At 69.5% G+C, this 15515-nt stretch carries 14 protein-coding genes and 1 pseudogene; 9 read left to right on the top strand and 6 right to left on the bottom strand.

The window, feature by feature from the left end; translation table 11 throughout:
- Window positions 1–29: 29 nt before the first annotated feature.
- Complete coding sequence (locus VM306_RS25295; RefSeq protein WP_325519344.1) at window positions 30–905, top strand: phosphoribosylaminoimidazolesuccinocarboxamide synthase; 876 nt, start codon at window positions 30–32, stop codon at window positions 903–905.
- A 50-nt stretch (window positions 906–955) separates the two neighbouring features.
- Window positions 956–1606, top strand: a complete 651-nt coding sequence (locus VM306_RS25300; protein WP_325519346.1) for a DUF2334 domain-containing protein — start codon at window positions 956–958, stop codon at window positions 1604–1606.
- On the opposite strand, the gene VM306_RS25305 is transcribed toward VM306_RS25300, so the two are convergent.
- The gene (locus VM306_RS25305; RefSeq protein ID WP_325519348.1) at window positions 1569–2192 is read right to left on the bottom strand and encodes an MBL fold metallo-hydrolase; all 624 of its coding nucleotides are present in this window, start codon (window positions 2190–2192) and stop codon (window positions 1569–1571) included. The two genes, VM306_RS25300 and VM306_RS25305, sit on opposite strands and share 38 nt — an antisense overlap.
- A gap of 264 nt (window positions 2193–2456) precedes the next feature.
- On the opposite strand from VM306_RS25305, the gene VM306_RS25310 reads away from it, so the two are divergent.
- Window positions 2457–3383 carry a serine protease gene (locus VM306_RS25310; protein ID WP_325519350.1) on the top strand — a complete coding sequence of 309 codons (927 nt, stop codon included), beginning with the start codon at window positions 2457–2459 and terminating at the stop codon, window positions 3381–3383.
- Here VM306_RS25310 and VM306_RS25315 read toward each other — a convergent pair.
- On the bottom strand, window positions 3367–4341 hold the full coding sequence (locus tag VM306_RS25315) for an NAD-dependent epimerase/dehydratase family protein (protein WP_325519352.1): 975 nt from the start codon (window positions 4339–4341) through the stop codon (window positions 3367–3369). The two genes, VM306_RS25310 and VM306_RS25315, sit on opposite strands and share 17 nt — an antisense overlap.
- Window positions 4342–4767: 426 nt before the next feature.
- Here VM306_RS25315 and purS point away from each other — a divergent pair, with 426 nt between their 5' ends.
- Genes purS through purL form a run of 3 tightly spaced genes read left to right on the top strand, consistent with a single transcriptional unit; the run spans window position 4768 to window position 7933 of the window.
- Complete coding sequence (gene purS, locus VM306_RS25320; RefSeq protein WP_030465889.1) at window positions 4768–5007, top strand: phosphoribosylformylglycinamidine synthase subunit PurS; 240 nt, start codon at window positions 4768–4770, stop codon at window positions 5005–5007.
- On the top strand, window positions 5004–5675 hold the full coding sequence (gene purQ / locus VM306_RS25325) for a phosphoribosylformylglycinamidine synthase subunit PurQ (RefSeq protein ID WP_325519354.1): 672 nt from the start codon (window positions 5004–5006) through the stop codon (window positions 5673–5675). Before purS ends, purQ begins: the two co-directional genes overlap by 4 nt.
- Entirely contained in the window at window positions 5672–7933 is a 2262-nt protein-coding gene (gene purL, locus VM306_RS25330; protein WP_325519357.1) for a phosphoribosylformylglycinamidine synthase subunit PurL, read from the top strand. The genes purQ and purL overlap by 4 nt, the downstream gene beginning before the upstream one ends.
- Before the next feature lie 48 nt (window positions 7934–7981).
- Here purL and VM306_RS25335 read toward each other — a convergent pair whose 3' ends face one another.
- Together VM306_RS25335 and VM306_RS25340 are read right to left on the bottom strand one after the other, a co-directional pair.
- On the bottom strand, window positions 7982–8776 hold the full coding sequence (locus tag VM306_RS25335; protein WP_325519359.1) for a lysozyme: 795 nt from the start codon (window positions 8774–8776) through the stop codon (window positions 7982–7984).
- Between the two features lie 42 nt (window positions 8777–8818).
- Window positions 8819–9658, bottom strand: coding sequence for an aldo/keto reductase (locus tag VM306_RS25340; protein ID WP_325519361.1), 840 nt, complete (start codon window positions 9656–9658; stop codon window positions 8819–8821).
- A gap of 78 nt (window positions 9659–9736) precedes the next feature.
- On the opposite strand from VM306_RS25340, the gene VM306_RS25345 reads away from it, so the two are divergent.
- Window positions 9737–10636, top strand: a complete 900-nt coding sequence (locus tag VM306_RS25345; protein WP_414672447.1) for a LysR family transcriptional regulator — start codon at window positions 9737–9739, stop codon at window positions 10634–10636.
- A 150-nt stretch (window positions 10637–10786) separates the two neighbouring features.
- On the opposite strand, the pseudogene VM306_RS41440 reads toward VM306_RS25345, so the two are convergent.
- Window positions 10787–11464, bottom strand: a pseudogene (locus VM306_RS41440) (pentapeptide repeat-containing protein); the annotation flags it as partial.
- Between the two features lie 31 nt (window positions 11465–11495).
- Complete coding sequence (locus tag VM306_RS25355; RefSeq protein WP_325519365.1) at window positions 11496–12368, bottom strand: pentapeptide repeat-containing protein; 873 nt, start codon at window positions 12366–12368, stop codon at window positions 11496–11498.
- 71 nt (window positions 12369–12439) lie between these two features.
- On the opposite strand from VM306_RS25355, the gene VM306_RS25360 reads away from it, so the two are divergent.
- Together VM306_RS25360 and VM306_RS25365 are read left to right on the top strand one after the other, a co-directional pair.
- A complete protein-coding gene (locus VM306_RS25360; protein WP_325519367.1) occupies window positions 12440–13252 on the top strand; it encodes an SAM-dependent methyltransferase in 813 nt (270 codons plus the stop codon).
- Between the two features lie 60 nt (window positions 13253–13312).
- Entirely contained in the window at window positions 13313–15478 is a 2166-nt protein-coding gene (locus VM306_RS25365; protein ID WP_325519369.1) for a putative bifunctional diguanylate cyclase/phosphodiesterase, read from the top strand.
- Window positions 15479–15515: the final 37 nt, after the last annotated feature.

Genomic DNA, 15515 nt, shown 5'->3' on the forward strand with positions numbered 1-15515 from the left:
CCGGTGCATCTGCACGTAGGCTGACCAGCGTGCCCACGCTCGCTGACTACCAGCACGTCGCCCGCGGCAAGGTTCGCGATCTGTACGACGTCGACGACGAGCTGCTGCTGTTCGTCGCGTCCGACCGCATCTCGGCCTACGACCACGTCCTGAGCACCGAGATCCCGGACAAGGGCCGCGTGCTCACGGCGATGAGCGTGTTCTGGTTCGAGCGGCTCACCCCGAACCACCTGGTCGCGTTCGACGACCCGCGCATCCCCGCCGAGGTCCGCGGCCGGGCGTTGCTGGTGCGCAGGCTGCGGATGGTCGACGTCGAGTGCGTGGCGCGCGGGTACCTGACGGGTTCGGGCATGGCCGACTACACGGCGACCGGCGCGGTGTGCGGGATCGAGCTGCCGGCCGGGCTGGTCGAGGCGTCCGAACTGGACCCGCCGATCTTCACGCCCGCGTCGAAGGCCGAGATCGGCGCGCACGACGAGAACGTGTCGTTCGAGGTCATCGCCGAGAAGCACGGCGTGGAGCTGGCGTCGAAGCTGCGCGACCGCACGATCGAGCTGTACAGCGAGGCGCGCGCGTACGCGTTGACGCGCGGCCTGATCCTGGCGGACACGAAGTTCGAGTTCGGGCTCTCCAACGACGGCGAGCTGATCCTCGCGGACGAGGTGTTCACGCCGGACTCGTCGCGCTACTGGCCGGCCGAGGGCTACGAGCCCGGTCGCGTGCAGCCGTCGTTCGACAAGCAGTACGTGCGCGACTGGCTGACGTCGGACGCCTCCGGCTGGGACCGCAAGAGCGACACCCCGCCGCCTCCGCTGCCCGCGGACGTCGTCGAGGCCACCCGTGCGCGCTACGTCGAGGCGTACGAGAAGCTCACCGGCCGGGCTTTCGCTGACTGGCTCGCCTGAGTTGGCCCTGGTTTCACGCGGATGTCACCACGGCGTGGCGCACTCAGTGGGTGCACTCACAGCTCGTGGTCTCCCTGTCCGGCATCGGTCCGCAGACACTCGACCGATGCGCTGAACTCTCCGCGGCCCTGGGCCCGCGGAAGGTGCCGTTGTCGCTGCTCGTGATCCCCCGCGAGCTCGGCAGGGCGCAGGACTGGGTGCGGCACCGCGCCGCACTCGGTGACGCCGTCGTGCTGCACGGTCTCGGCCAACGGCGGTTGCCCGCCTACGAAGCCGGGCTGCTGCTCACGGGCGCGCGTGTGCAGATGGAAGCTATCGGGCTCAACGTCGACACGTTCGCGCCACGGCGTTGCGTGGCGTCGCCCGGCACGTTGATCGCGCTGGCCAAGCACAGGTTCAGCCGGTGCGCCGACGCGCTGGCCGTCCGCGAGGTCGGCAGCGGTCTGGCGACGCTGGGGCGCCTGCACGCGCTCACCGAACGCAGCAGCTTCGGCGAGCTGCGGTCGTTGGCGCTGGTCTACGCGACGGCCAGGTCCGCGCGCCGCGGCGGGCTGACCCGGATCACCGTGGACGCGCGCGACCTGCACCGGCCCGGTGCGCGGCAGGCCGTGCTCGACGCCGTGGACATCGCGCTGGCCCACGACGCCGCGCCGACCACCTACGTCAGACTGCCGTCTCCTCGCCTGGCGTCAGCAGCCTGACCTCGGTGCCCTCCGGCTTGAGCAGGTCGAAGAACCGGACGGCCATCTGCGGGCTCGCGAGCGTCTTCTCGTGGATCGGCACGGCGACACGCGGCTCCACGGCACGCATGAAGTCGACGGCCTCGCCGGTGCGCAGCCACGGCGCGCCCGCGGGCAGTCCGAGCACGTCGATGTCCTCGTCCGGCACGAACAGCGAGTCGCCGGGGTGGTAGAAGGCGCCGTCGCCGATCACGTAGCCGGTGTTCGGGACGATCGGGATGTCCTCGTGGATCACCGCGTGCTGCCCGCCGACGACCTTGACCGACAGGTCGCCGACCTTCAGCACGTCACCCGGCCGGGCGACGGTCGCGTTCCCGACGCTGGGGGCCGTGCCCTCGTCGACGACCAGCTGCGCACGGGGGTTGGCCTTGAGCAGTGCGGGCAGCCTCCCGGCGTCGACGTGGTCGAAGTGCTGGTGCGTGATCAGCACCGCGTCGAGGTCCGTGAGCTCCTCGAACCCCGCCGAGAACGTGCCGGGGTCGATCAGGACCCGCGTCGAACCCGAGTCGAGCAGCACGCAGGCATGACCGAAATGGACAAGTTGCACAGATTCCTCCATTACCGACTTTTGGCGGGCTGACACGGTCAGGTGACGTCGGAAGTATCAAAGAGCATGAGGAAAACCCTGCAACTCCTCACGGCACTGGCACTCGCCCTGCCGATGACGACCTTCGTCCCTGCTACCACCACCTCTACACCTGCGCAGGCCTCGTCGCCGCAGTCGCAGGAAATCGGAACCGAGGAATCGGCCTCGGTCCGCGTGGGTGGCTCGAATCGTTCGACGACCGTCGAACGACCGGGGTCCGGTTATGTGAAGCTGCATTTCACCGATTTGCGAATTCTGCCCGGTGACGTGCTCACGGTGTCGAACCCCGATGGCACCGAGAAGTACACGTACACGCGTGACCTGCGTTCTTCCCTGACGGCCACGCCCGACGCCACCGGCTTCTGGGCCATGTCGATCACGGGAGACCGCGCCCTGGTCTCGGTGACGAACCCGCTGTCGCGCGTCCGGATCGACAAGCTCACCCGCGGCTACACCGAGGCCGAGATGTCCTCGCAGCCGTCCGTGCGGAGCATCTGCGGCACGAACGACTACAAGGACGCGGTCTGCTACCAGTCGAGCAACCCGACCGAGTTCGGCAAGACGGCGTCCGTCGCGAAGCTGCTGCGCAACGGCAGCTCGCTCTGCACGGCGTGGCGCGTCGGCCCGAACAACCGCATGCTGACCAACAACCACTGCTTCACCAGCGTCAGCGGCATCGAGGTCTGGTTCAACTACCAGTGCCCGACCTGCGGCGGCACGGCCTCGGCCACCGTCACCAAGGTGCTGGCGGCCCAGGTCCTGAAGACCGACGCACCGCTCGACTACACCCTCTTCACCGTGAACAACTTCGCGGCCATCAGCTCGTTCGGCTACCTCGAGCTGGACGCGCGCGTTCCGGCCGTGGGTGAAGAGATGTACGTCATCGGCCACCCGGCCGGAAAGCTCAAGAAGCTGTCGCTGCGCGACACCAACAACGGCAGCGGCTACTGCATCGTGCGAGCGGTGCGCGTCAACGGCAACGTCTCGCAGTCCGACATCAGCTACATGTGCGACACCGAAGGCGGCTCGTCCGGCTCACCGGTCCTGTCGAGGCGCACGCACAAGGTGATCGGGCTCCACCACTTCGGCGGCTGCCCGAACCAGGGCGTGCGCATCGACCTGGTCGCGGCGCAGATCAGCTCGCTGCTGTAAGGATCTCCTGCTCCTCCTCCGGCGTGAGCCCCGCCTTCCGGGGCCGGTCCAGCCCGAGGCCGCGCTCGTACTCCAGCGAGTCGAGCGCGGTCTCGGCCAGCGGCCTCGGCCTGAGCCCGGCGGCGAGTGCCTGGCTGACATCGCGTCCGACCATCCCGGCCCACTCCAGCGGCAGCCACAGCGGCAACGACCGCGGCCCGGCCCACGGGTTGATCTCCAGCTCCTTCAGCACCTCTTCCCTGACCGGAACGAGCTGCGTCCCCGGCGGCGCCGTGGCCCCCGCGATCTCGCCGATGGCCATCTGGAACGGCATGACGGGCCCGGTCGAGTCGTACGTGCCCGTGACGCGCTCCTCGGCGGCGAACACGATCCACTGGGCCAGGTCGCGCACGTCGATGTGCTGGAACCCCAGGTCAGGACTGTCCGGCACGACGACCCTGCCACCCCTGCTGAGCCGAGCCGGCCAGTACCCGAACCGGTCGCTCGGGTCGCCGGGCCCGGTGATGAGCCCGGCGCGGACGATGAACTCCTTGCCCCCGACGGCCTCGCGGACCGCGTTCTCGCTGGCCACCTTGACGCTGCCGTACCGCTCGGCCGTGAACTCCTCGGCCGGGTCGTCCTCGAGCGGCGGCAGCAGCTCGTTGGTCCCGTGGTCCGCGTAGACCGAGATGCTGGACACGAACGTCCAATGCGGTGTCGTCCGCCCGAACGCCTCCAGCGCGTCGCGCACCCAGTTCACCGAGTACTTGGACACGTCGATGACGGCGTCGAACTGCTCACCGGCGAGCTGGTCGAAGGCGCCGGACTTGTTCCGGTCGACGGCGATCAGTCGCGCGCCTTCCGGGACGCCGCCGGACGCGCCTCTGGCCGCGCAGACCACGTCGTGGCCCCGGCGGACGGCCTCCGCCGTGATGGCCTTGCTGAGGAACACGGTTCCGCCGAGCACCAGGATCTTCATGATCCCCAGCATCCGTCCGATCCCGGCCCGGTGCCACCGGTCTCGCTTTCGGCGAAATAGCTGGTTTTGACACGCCCTGGAAAAGCGCGGAGCACGGCCGACGAGCTTCTACGGATCGCGGACGTCGGGTCTGGTGCCGCGGATCCGCGAAGATCGGCGTCGTTGAAGCGTTCGTCGACTCGAATTGCCCCGAACAGCGCAGTACCCAGCCGCCGACCGTCCGGACGTTGGCTGGGCACACTTCCTCGGCCTACGGGGCCTCGGCGAACTCAACTGTATCAACGGTACAGCCAGGACAAGCTGGTTCACCCGATGGTGAAACCGGGTGAAGATGTGCCCCCGCACACCTGTCGAGTTGATGAACACCCAGGTCAGGTAGGCTCTCCGGGTACCGCCAGCCCCCTCCAAACCCGGGAGCAGTCTGTCGTGGCCCGAGTCGTCGTCGACGTCATGCCGAAGCCCGAAATTCTCGACCCGCAAGGCCAGGCGGTGGCGAACGCGCTGCCGCGCCTCGGTTTCGACGGCATCACCGCCGTCCGCCAGGGCAAGCACTTCGAGCTGGAGGTCGCCGACGACGTCGACGACGCCACGCTCGCCAAGATCGCTGAGACCTTCCTCGCCAATCCCGTCATCGAGGACTGGACCGTGCGCAGGGTCGAGGCATGAGGGTCGGTGTCATCACCTTCCCCGGCACGCTCGACGACGTGGACGCACAGCGCGCCGTCCGGTATGCCGACGGGGAGGCCGTGCCGCTCTGGCACGGCGACCACGACCTGAAGGGCGTTGACGCGGTCATCGTTCCCGGTGGGTTCTCCTACGGCGACTACCTGCGCTGTGGTGCCATCGCCCGGTTCGCGCCGGTCATGCAGGAGGTGATCGAGGCCGCGAACAAGGGGATGCCCGTGCTGGGCATCTGCAACGGCTTCCAGATCCTCGCCGAGGCCCACCTGCTGCCCGGTGCGCTCGTCCGCAACCACAAGCTGCACTTCGTGTGCCGCGACCAGTGGCTCAAGGTCGAGAACAACAGCACCGCCTGGACCACCCGCTACGACCTCGGCGCCGAGATCCTCGTGCCGCTGAAGTCCGGCGAGGGCGGTTACCAGGCCAACGAGGAGACCCTGAAGGAGCTCGAGGGCGAGGGCAGGGTCGTCTTCCGGTACGTCGGCGAGAACCCCAACGGCAGCCGCGACAACATCGCGGGCATCACCAACGCCAGGGGCAACGTCGTCGGCCTCATGCCGCACCCGGAGCACGCGATCGACGCGCTCACGGGTCCGACGGACGACGGCCTCGGGATGTTCCTGTCCCTGCTCGACTCGGTGGTGAAGGCATGACAGTGGACACCGTCAAGAACGCCGAGAGCACGCCCGACCAGGAGCAGCCCTACAAGGAGCTGGGCCTGAAGGACGACGAGTACGCGCGCATCAAGGAGATCCTCGGCCGCAGGCCGACGGACGCCGAGCTCGCCATGTACTCGGTCATGTGGAGCGAGCACTGCTCCTACAAGTCGTCCAAGGTGCACCTCAAGTACTTCGGCGAGACCACGACCGACGAGATGCGCTCCAAGATGCTCGCGGGCATCGGCGAGAACGCGGGCGTCGTCGACATCGGTGACGGCTGGGCCGTCACGTTCAAGGTCGAGAGCCACAACCACCCGTCGTACGTCGAGCCCTACCAGGGTGCGGCGACGGGTGTCGGCGGCATCGTGCGCGACATCCTCGCGATGGGTGCGCGGCCGCTCGCCGTCATGGACCCGCTGCGCTTCGGCAAGCCGGACGCGCCGGACACGCGCAGGGTCCTCCCCGGCATCGTCGCGGGTGTCGGCGGCTACGGGAACTGCCTTGGCCTGCCGAACATCGGCGGCGAGGTTGTGTTCGACGAGTCGTACCAGGGCAACCCGCTGGTCAACGCGCTGTGCGTCGGCGCGATGAAGGTCGAGGACCTGCACCTCGCGCACGCGTCGGGTGCCGGAAACAAGGTCATCCTCTACGGCGCGCGCACCGGCCTCGACGGCATCGGTGGCGTCAGCGTGCTGGCGAGCGAGACGTTCGACGACTCCGCGGGCAAGCGAAAGAAGCTGCCCTCGGTGCAGGTCGGCGACCCGTTCACCGAGAAGGTGCTGATCGAGTGCTCGCTCGAGCTCTTCGAGAAGGGCATCGTCGTCGGCATCCAGGACCTCGGCGGCGCGGGCCTGTCCTGCGCGACGAGCGAGCTGGCGTCCGCGGGTGACGGCGGCATGCACGTCTGGCTCGAGCGGGTGCCGCTGCGGGCCACGGGCATGACCCCGGCGGAGATCCTCTCCAGCGAGTCCCAGGAACGCATGTGCGCGGTGGTCGAGCCGGCCAACGTCGACGCGTTCATGGAGGTCTGCCGGAAGTGGGACGTCATCGCCACCGAGATCGGTGAGGTGACGGAAGGCGACCGCCTGGTCATCACCTACCACGACGAGGTCGTCGTCGACGTGCCGCCGCGCACCGTCGCCCACGAGGGCCCCGTCTACAACCGGCCGATCCAGCGTCCCGCCGACCAGGACGAGCTGCAGGCGAACACGCCGGACAGCCTGCGGAAGCCGGGCCGCGACGAGCTGCTCGAGCTGATCAAGTCCCAGGCGGCCAGTCCCAACCTGGCCTCCAAGCGGTGGGTCACCCAGCAGTACGACCGCTACGTCCGCGGTGGCACGGTCCTCGCTCAGCCCAGCGACTCCGGCATGATCCGGATCGGCGACGAGACGCACCGCGGTGTCGCTCTCTCGACGGACTGCAACGGCCGTTACACCAAGCTCGACCCGTACGAGGGCGCGAAGCTGGCGCTGGCCGAGGCCTACCGCAACGTGAGCGCCACCGGTGCCACGCCGGTCGCCGTCACGAACTGCCTCAACTTCGGCTCGCCGGAGGACCCGGCGGTCATGTGGCAGTTCGAGCAGGCCGTGAAGGGCCTCGCGGACGGCTGCGCGGAGCTCGGCATCCCGGTGACGGGCGGCAACGTCAGCTTCTACAACCAGACCGGTTCCACGGCGATCCTGCCGACGCCGGTCGTGGGCGTGCTGGGCGTGATCGACGACGTGCGGCGCCGCATCCCCACCGGGATCGGGGCCGAGGCCGGCGAGACGCTGCTGCTGCTCGGTGAGACGCGCGACGAGTTCGGCGGGTCGGAGTGGGCGCACGTCGTCCACGGCCACCTCGGCGGTCTGCCGCCGAAGGCCGACCTGCAGCGCGAGAAACTGCTCGGCGAGGTCCTCGTCGCGGGGTCCCGCGACGGCATGGTCTCCGCCGCGCACGACCTCGCCGAGGGCGGCCTGGCCCAGGCGCTGGTCGAGACGTGCCTGATCGGTGAGACGGGTGCGCGGGTCTTCCTCGACGGCGACCTGTTCACCGAGCTGTTCAGCGAGTCCGCCGGTCGCGTGCTGGTCGCCGTGCCGCGGACCGAGGAGCAGCGCTTCACCGACATGTGCACCGCGCGCGCACTGCCGTGGCGCAAGGTCGGCGTCGTCGACCCGGAGTCGAACGCCCTGGAGATCCAGGACCTCGGTCAGCTCCCGCTCGACGAGCTCCGCGAAGCCTGGGAGGGCACCCTCCCGGCGCTCTTCGACTGAGCACGAACGACACGAGAAGGGCCTCGTCGCGCGCCGGCGGGGCCCTTCTCAGCTCGCGGCGATGCGCCGGAGCTGGTCGAAGCCGCCGTTGAACAGGTTCTGGTCACCGGGGAAGTGCCCGGCCGCCCGCCACTGCCAGATGGTGTGGAAGTCGAACCCGACCGGCAACGGCCCGAGCTTCGACGAGTAGTGCGCGATCCACAGTGGATTGTTGACGCCGAACTCCACCGAGCCGCCGACGCACTTGTTCCACCAGTTCGTGGACGTGTAGATGACGGGATGGCGCTTCGTGCGTGCGAAAACCGTGTCGCTGAACGACTTCACCCACGCGGTCATCGCCGCCTGGTCCATGTCGTAGCAGATTTCGCCGTACGGGTTGTACTCCACGTCCAGCGCGGGCGGCAGCGTCCAGCCGTCGGGCGTCCAGCCGCCACCGTTGTCGACGAAGAAGTTCGCCTGCGCCGCACCGGTCGCGCGGTCGGGCAGCGCGAAGTGGTACGCGCCGCGGATCATGCCGACGGTGCGGGAGCCGTCGTACTGCTGCGAGTACTTCGGGTTCCGGTAGTGCGTGCCCTCGGTGGCCTTCACGTAGGCGAACCTCGCGCCCTTGTCCCAGGCCGACTTCCAGTCGACGTCGCCCTGGTGGCTGCTGACGTCCATCCCGGGCACCTTGCCGTCTGTGGGCGGTGAGTCCTCTGCTGTTCGAAGACCACCTGTGCCCTCGTGCTCGCGGATCTGAGAACCCGCCGTGTGGTCCGCGGAGCCCTCGGGTGAGGGCTCCGCGGACGCGGGTGCCGGTGTCAGGCCGGTGACGATCACGACAATGCTGATCAAGGTCCGCATGGACTAGATCGTGCGACCATTCGTCGCAATCCGCCACCGAGGTCACCCGTCCAGGCGGGCCAGCTCCTCGGCGGTCAACTCCACGTGGGTGGCGGTGGCGGAATCCGTGATGCTGGCCGGCCGGGAAGCACCCGGAATGGGTACCACCACCTCGGACTTCGCGAGCATCCACGCGAGGCAGACCTGGTGGGCGCTCACGCCGTGCGCGTCACCGACCTCCTTGAACGGACCGGCCAGCGAGCCCGCCTTGCCGATGCCGCCGAACGGGCTCCACGGCAGGAACGCGACGCCGAGCTTGTCGCACAGCTCCAGCTCGGGCTCGCTCGACCGGAACGACGGCGAGAACTGGTTCTGCACGGCCGAGAGCCGTCCACCGAGGATCTCGTTGGCCTGCACGATCTCCTCGGGGTTGAAGTTCGAGACGCCGGCGTAGCGGATCTTGCCGCTGTCCAGCAGCTCGGCCAGCACCCCGACCGACTCGGCGATCGGCGTCTTCGGGTCCGGCCGGTGGAACTGGTACAGGAAGATCTGGTCGACGCCGAGCCGGCGCAACGACCCGTCGACGGCCTTGCGCAGGTACTCCGGCCGTCCGTTCAGGCTCCAGCCGCCGTCCGGCTCGCGGGTGTGACCGCCCTTGGTCGCGACGAACACCTCTTCCGGACGGCCCTTCAGCCCCTCGGCGATCAGCTCCTCGTTGTGGCCGAAGTCGCTGTCGTCGAGCGAGTAGGCGTCGGCGGTGTCGATGAACGTCACGCCCGCGTCCAGCGCGGCGTGGATGGTCTCGATCGCCCGCGCGCGGTCCGGCCTCCCCTGCACGGACATGGGCATGCCGCCCAGGCCGATGGCGCTGACTTCCGTTTCTCCGATGCGGCGCTTCTGCATGACCACCACTCTGGTCCCTCCTGATTAAGCTGTCCAACGCAAGGATGTGATCCCATTCAGCAGCTCGGGTGATGAATCGTGGAGTTCAGACAGCTCGAGTACTTCCTCGCGGTCGCCGAGGAATGCCACTTCACCAGGGCGGCGAAACGCGTGCACGTCGCCCAGTCGGGCCTGTCGGCGTCGATCCGCGCGTTGGAGGTGGAGCTCGGCGCGCCGCTGTTCCTGCGCACCACCCGCCAGGTCGAGCTGACCGAGGCCGGACGGGCGCTGTTACCGGAAGCGCGCAGGGCGTTGAACAGCGTCGAGTCCGCCAAGGACGCGGTCGCCGCGGTGCAGGGGCTGCTGCGCGGCACGTTGTCCGTCGGCAGCCTGCAGTGCCTGCACGTGGTGCACCTGCCCGCGGTGCTGGCGCGGTTCCACGAGATCCACCCCGGTGTAGAACTGCGGATGCGCCAGTCCGGCAACGCCGAACTGGTCGAGGACGTCCGCGCGGGCCGGCTCGACCTCGCGTTCGTCACGCGTCAGCCGAAGATCGCGGACGACCTGCGGGTGTCCACCGTGGCCGGTGAGCCGCTCGTGCTCGCGTGCGCGCCGGGAAGTCCCTTCGCGTCAAGGGAGTCCGTTGCGCTGACCGAGCTGGCCGGCCAGTCGTTCGTCGACTTCAACCCCGACTGGGGCACGCGCGACGAAGCAGACCGCGCCCTCGCCACCGCCGGTGTCGAACGCCGGGTCGCCGTCGAGGTCAACGACGTGCACTCACTTCTTGACTTCGTGGCCTTCGGGCTCGGAGTCGCCCTCGTCCCGCAGTCGTTCCAGCTCAAGTCCGACCGGGTCCGCTTCCGTGCTTTGCGGTGCGACGTAGACGTCCCCGTCGCGGAAACGGTCGTCGTCACCGGGAACACCGTCGGGGCGGCCGCCGGCGTCCTTCTCGACCTGGTCTTCGAGGCGCGGGCGGGGCGGCTCCGGGGCGCCGACTAGCGCCCAGCCCTCGTGCGCGGTGCGCATGGCCGTGCCGGGCAGCAGCTCCGGCGCACCGATCTGCTTCGGCGGCGGTGGGTCGGTGAGCGCCAGGAACGTGCCGACGGTCGCGCTGCGGAAGTCGACTTCGCGCTGGAAGGTGACCTCGGAGAACGCGAGCCCGCCGTCGAACCTCGCCTCCGCGAGGGTCAGCCTGCCGTGGAAGGTCCCGCCGGAGAACAACGCGGGCTTGCGGACGTGCAGCCCGCGGAACTGGGTGATGCCGTAGAACTGGGCGCGGCGGGCGGTGAACCTGTTGACCCGCCTGCCGTCGAGCTGGAAGTACTCGAGCGCGGCGCCGGTCAGGTCGAGGTCGAAGTACTCCTTCTTCCCCTTGTCACCCCACGAGAGCAGGTCGCGGATCAGCCGTTGCGCGGTGCGCCGGACCTGCTGCTCGCGCTGGTCGTCCTGGGGCGCCTCGTCGAGCACCACCGTGTCCGGGTCGGCGCCGTTCTTGTCCCAGGACAGGTGGTGGAACGGCCGGCGCAGGTAGGCGCACAGGACGTCCAGCACGGTCTGCCGGTAGCGCGGAGTGGAGGTCGCCAGCCACACCAGCGAGTGCATCGCACCCACGCGCACCTGGTCGGCCTCGTTGCCCAGCATCTCGACCGAGCGCGCGAACCGTTCGTCGGCGACCTTCTGGCTCTCCAGGACGTGCTTGCGGTCGTTGAGCCACAACGCGTACACCGCCACCACGGCGCCGCCCGCGACACCGGCGGTCTTCACGATCTCCACCGCCGGGGCCTTGAGCACCCACAGCGCGACCCCGGTCCCCGCGGTGACCACCATGGCGGAGAGCACCGCCAAGAACCAGCGCACGTCAGTTCCTCCACGCTTCCGGAAGATCGGCTTCCACCGCGAACGCACAGCCGTCCGCCTTCACCTCGGCCCACTCCGAGCCGGTGAACTTGGTCTCGCCCCCGAACTTCGTCTCCGTGAACACGGCGACCCCGCGCGAGCGGAACCGGCTGAACCACGCCCTGCCGCGGATCTCCGTGTGGTGCAGGTGGAAACGGCCGTTGGCCTCGGCCTCGGTGACGTAGAAGTGGCCGTGGACCACCATGTGGTGGAAGGAGTTCGAGTCCTCGAAGCGCGCGACCCGCATGTAGAGGTCGCCGACCTGCCGGTACGACAGGTCCATGAACTCCAGGTGCGCCTTGGTCAGGTTGAGGTCGTAGAGGGGCGGGTCCTTCTCGTCGAGGCGCGGCAGCAGGTCCTCGACCAGCCGCTGCGCGGTGAGCCGGACCTCCAGCTCGATCTCCGTCGCGTCCACGTCCTGCTGCGACTTCTTGAACGGGCGGCGCAGGTAGGCGCAGAGGATGTCGAGGACGGTCTGCGTGTACTCGACCCGCGACTTCGCCAGGCCGGCCAGCGCGTGCATCGCGCCCACCCGCACCTGGGCCGTCTCGTGCCCCAGCAGCTCCACGGCACGCGCGAACCGCTCGTCGGCGACGCGGGACCTGTCGTGGTCGATGCGCTGGCTCTCGAGTTCCTGGCGGGCCTCCTCGACCTTGCGCCGCCGGTCGTTCAGCCACAACGCGTACAGCGCGACGACCGCACCGCCCGCGAGGCCCCCGGTCTTGATCGCCTCGTGCTTCGGCGCGCCGGGGTCGACCAGCAGCAACACGCCGCCGACCAGCACGAACACGCCGATCGAGGCGAGGATGGTCGACAGCAGCAAACTTTTCCTCACGAGGTCGGCATTCTGCCAAGTGGCGGGTGCATGATGGGCCGGAACGGTCCGAACGCGGGTGGGGTGAGCGGGTGGAGCGGCCGAACTGGGCGCCGGGTGACATCGACCTGGAGCGGCCCAGCGTCGCGCGGGTCTACGACTGCTGGCTGGGTGGCGCGCACAACTTCGCCGCCGACCGGGCGGCCGCCCAGAAGACCCTGGAGGCCATGCCCGAGCTGCGCGGCGTGGTCCTGAACCACCGCGCGCTCCTGCGCAGGGCCGTCTGGTACCTGCTCGGCCAGGGCGTCCGGCAGTTCCTCGACCTGGGCTCCGGCATCCCGACCGTCGGGAACGTGCACGAGATCGCGCAGTCCGCGGACGCCGGGGCGAGGGTCGTCTACGTCGACATCGACCCGGTCGCCGTCGCGCACAGCCGGTCGCTGCTGAACGGCAACGGGCGGGTCAGCGTGCTGCAGGCCGACGTCCGCGACTTCGAGGGCGTGCTGACCTCGCAGGAGGTCGGCGCGCAGCTCGACTTCGACGAGCCGATCGCCGTCCTGATGATCGCGCTGCTGCACTTCGTGCCGGACGAGGAGGACCCGCGGGGCATCATCGCCGGCTACCGCGACCGGCTCGCCCCCGGCAGCTTCCTGGCCATCTCCCACGCCGGCTACGAGGCAGGCGAGGAGCCGCCCGCCTCGCGCGAGGCCAGGAAGATCTACGACTCGAGCGTCACGCCGATAACCCTGCGCGACAAGACGCAGCTCACCGGCCTGCTCGAGGGGTTCTCGCTGGTCGAACCGGGTGTCGTGCGGGTGCCCGCGTGGCGGCCGGAGTCGCCGGACGACGTGGAGGGATCGGGCAAACGTTTTCCCGGCTTCGCCGCGATAGGCCGGAAGGCGTGAAGATGACTCCGCACCGCGACCGACCGTATGCTGCGCGTTCGTGGCGTTAGGGCCGAGACGATGACCGAACGGGTTGACCAGCGAGTGCGTGAGGACCGCCCTCCATTGGAGCCGGCCGTGCTGGCCGGTGCCGAGGCGTTCGCGCGCAGCTGGGCGACCGCCGTCATCGGGTCCAGCTACGTCCCGATGACCAGGGCCGAGGTCGCGCAGCACCTCCAGGACCTCACCGAGCTGCTCGTCGAGGCGCTCTTCGCGAGCCCGTTCCGCACCGCTCCCGGTCACGAGATCGGCTCCAAGCTGGTCGACGCGCACTTCACCGGCACCGACACGCTGGGCCGCACCGTCCAGCTGCTCGGCGACGACCTGCTGTCCGAGCTGGGGGTCGCCGGCGACGAACGGCTGCGGTCCCGCCTGGCGGCCCTGCAGGGCTCGCTGGCCGCCGGGTACGCCCGCGCGCTGCGCGAACGCACGCTCGCCGAGCAGGAGGCCATCAGGGCGGCCGTACTGGACGCCCGCGACCAGGCGGAGGCGGCGCTGCGGGCCTCGGAGGCCCGGTTCCGCGCGATGTTCACCGAGGCCGCGATCGGCATCGGCATCGCGGCCATCGACGGCCGGATCCTCGACGTCAACCAGGCCCTGCAGGACATGCTCGGGTTCAGCGTCGAGGAGATGCGCCAGTACAACGTGCGCGACCTCATGCACCCCGAGGACGCGGGCAGCGTCTGGCGGCTCTACGACCAGCTCATCGCGGGCGAGTGCGACCACTACCGCGCCGAGAAGCGCTTCCACCGCGCCGACGGCGAGCAGGTGTGGACGCACCTGACGTTGTCGCTGGTGCGCGACGACCACGGCGAGCCGCAGTACCAGGTCGCGATGATCGAGGACGTCACCGACCGCCACCTGCTGCAGAACCGCCTGCGCTACCAGGCGCTGCACGACCCGCTGACCGGCCTGCCGAACCGCGCGCTGTTCCTCGAACGGCTCGGGCGCGTGTTCAACAACCGCGGCAAGCACCAGCGGGCCGGCCTCTGCTACCTCGACCTCGACGGCTTCAAGGTCATCAACGACTCGCTCGGCCACGACACGGGCGACCAGCTGCTCGTCGAGGTCGGCCGGCGGCTCGACCACTCCGTGTCGGGAGAGGGCAAGCTGGTCGCGCGCATGGGCGGCGACGAGTTCGTCATCCTGGTCGAGGGCTCGTCGGGCGAGCAGGACATCGTCGACGTGGCGGACCGGGTGCTGACCGAGCTGGAGGCGCCGATCCGCATCGCCGGGCACGAGCTGTCGGTGTCGGCGTCGATCGGCATCGTCGAACGGCAGCTGTCCGGCACCACGTCGGCGGACCTCATGCGCGACGCGGACATCACGCTGTACTGGGCGAAGGCGGACGGCAAGGCGCGCTGGGCGTTGTACGACCCCGACCGCAACGCCAAGGAGGTCGCGCGGTTCACGTTGTCCGCCACCATGCCGAGGGCGCTGGAACGCGGTGAGTTCTACGTCGAGTACCAGCCGCTGGTGAGGCTGGAGGACTCGACGGTCACCGGCGTCGAGGCCCTCGTCCGCTGGCAGCACCCGGAGTTCGGGCGGCTCGCGCCGGACCGGTTCATCGAGCTCGCCGAGGAGACCGGCCTGATCGTGCCGCTGGGGCGGTGGGTGCTGCGCAAGGCGTGCGAGGAGGCGCGGCGCTGGCTGGAGGAGTTCGGCGACGCGGCGCCGTTCGTGTCGGTGAACCTCGCCGTGCGGCAGTCCCGCGACCCCGAGCTGGTCCGCGACGTCAAGCGGATCCTCGACGAGTGCGCGCTGCCGCCGCACCACCTGCAGCTGGAGCTGACCGAGTCGGCGATCATGGGTACCGCCGACGAGCCGCTAGAGGCGCTGCGGGCGTTGTGCGACATGGGTGTGCGCATCGCGATCGACGACTTCGGCACGGGCTACTCGAACCTGGCCTACCTCAAGCACCTGCCCGTGCACGAGCTCAAGATCGCGGGCTCGTTCATGGAGGGGCTGCGGGCCGAGAACGAGGAGGACCCGGTCGACTCGCAGATCGTCGCGACGCTGGTGCAGCTCGCGCACGCGCTGTCGTTGGGCGTCACGGCCGAAGGCGTGGAAACGCCTGCTCAGGCAGCCCGGCTGCTGCGGCTGGGCTGCGACACGGGCCAGGGCTGGTTCTTCGCGCGGCCCGGTCCGCCGGAGAACATCGACAGCCTGCTGCGCGGAGACCTGTAACTGCCTCGCGTGGTGATCTCCTGCCCGGGGAACACCC

This window comes from Lentzea sp. (assembly GCF_035525475.1).
Lineage (GTDB): Bacteria > Actinomycetota > Actinomycetes > Mycobacteriales > Pseudonocardiaceae > Lentzea.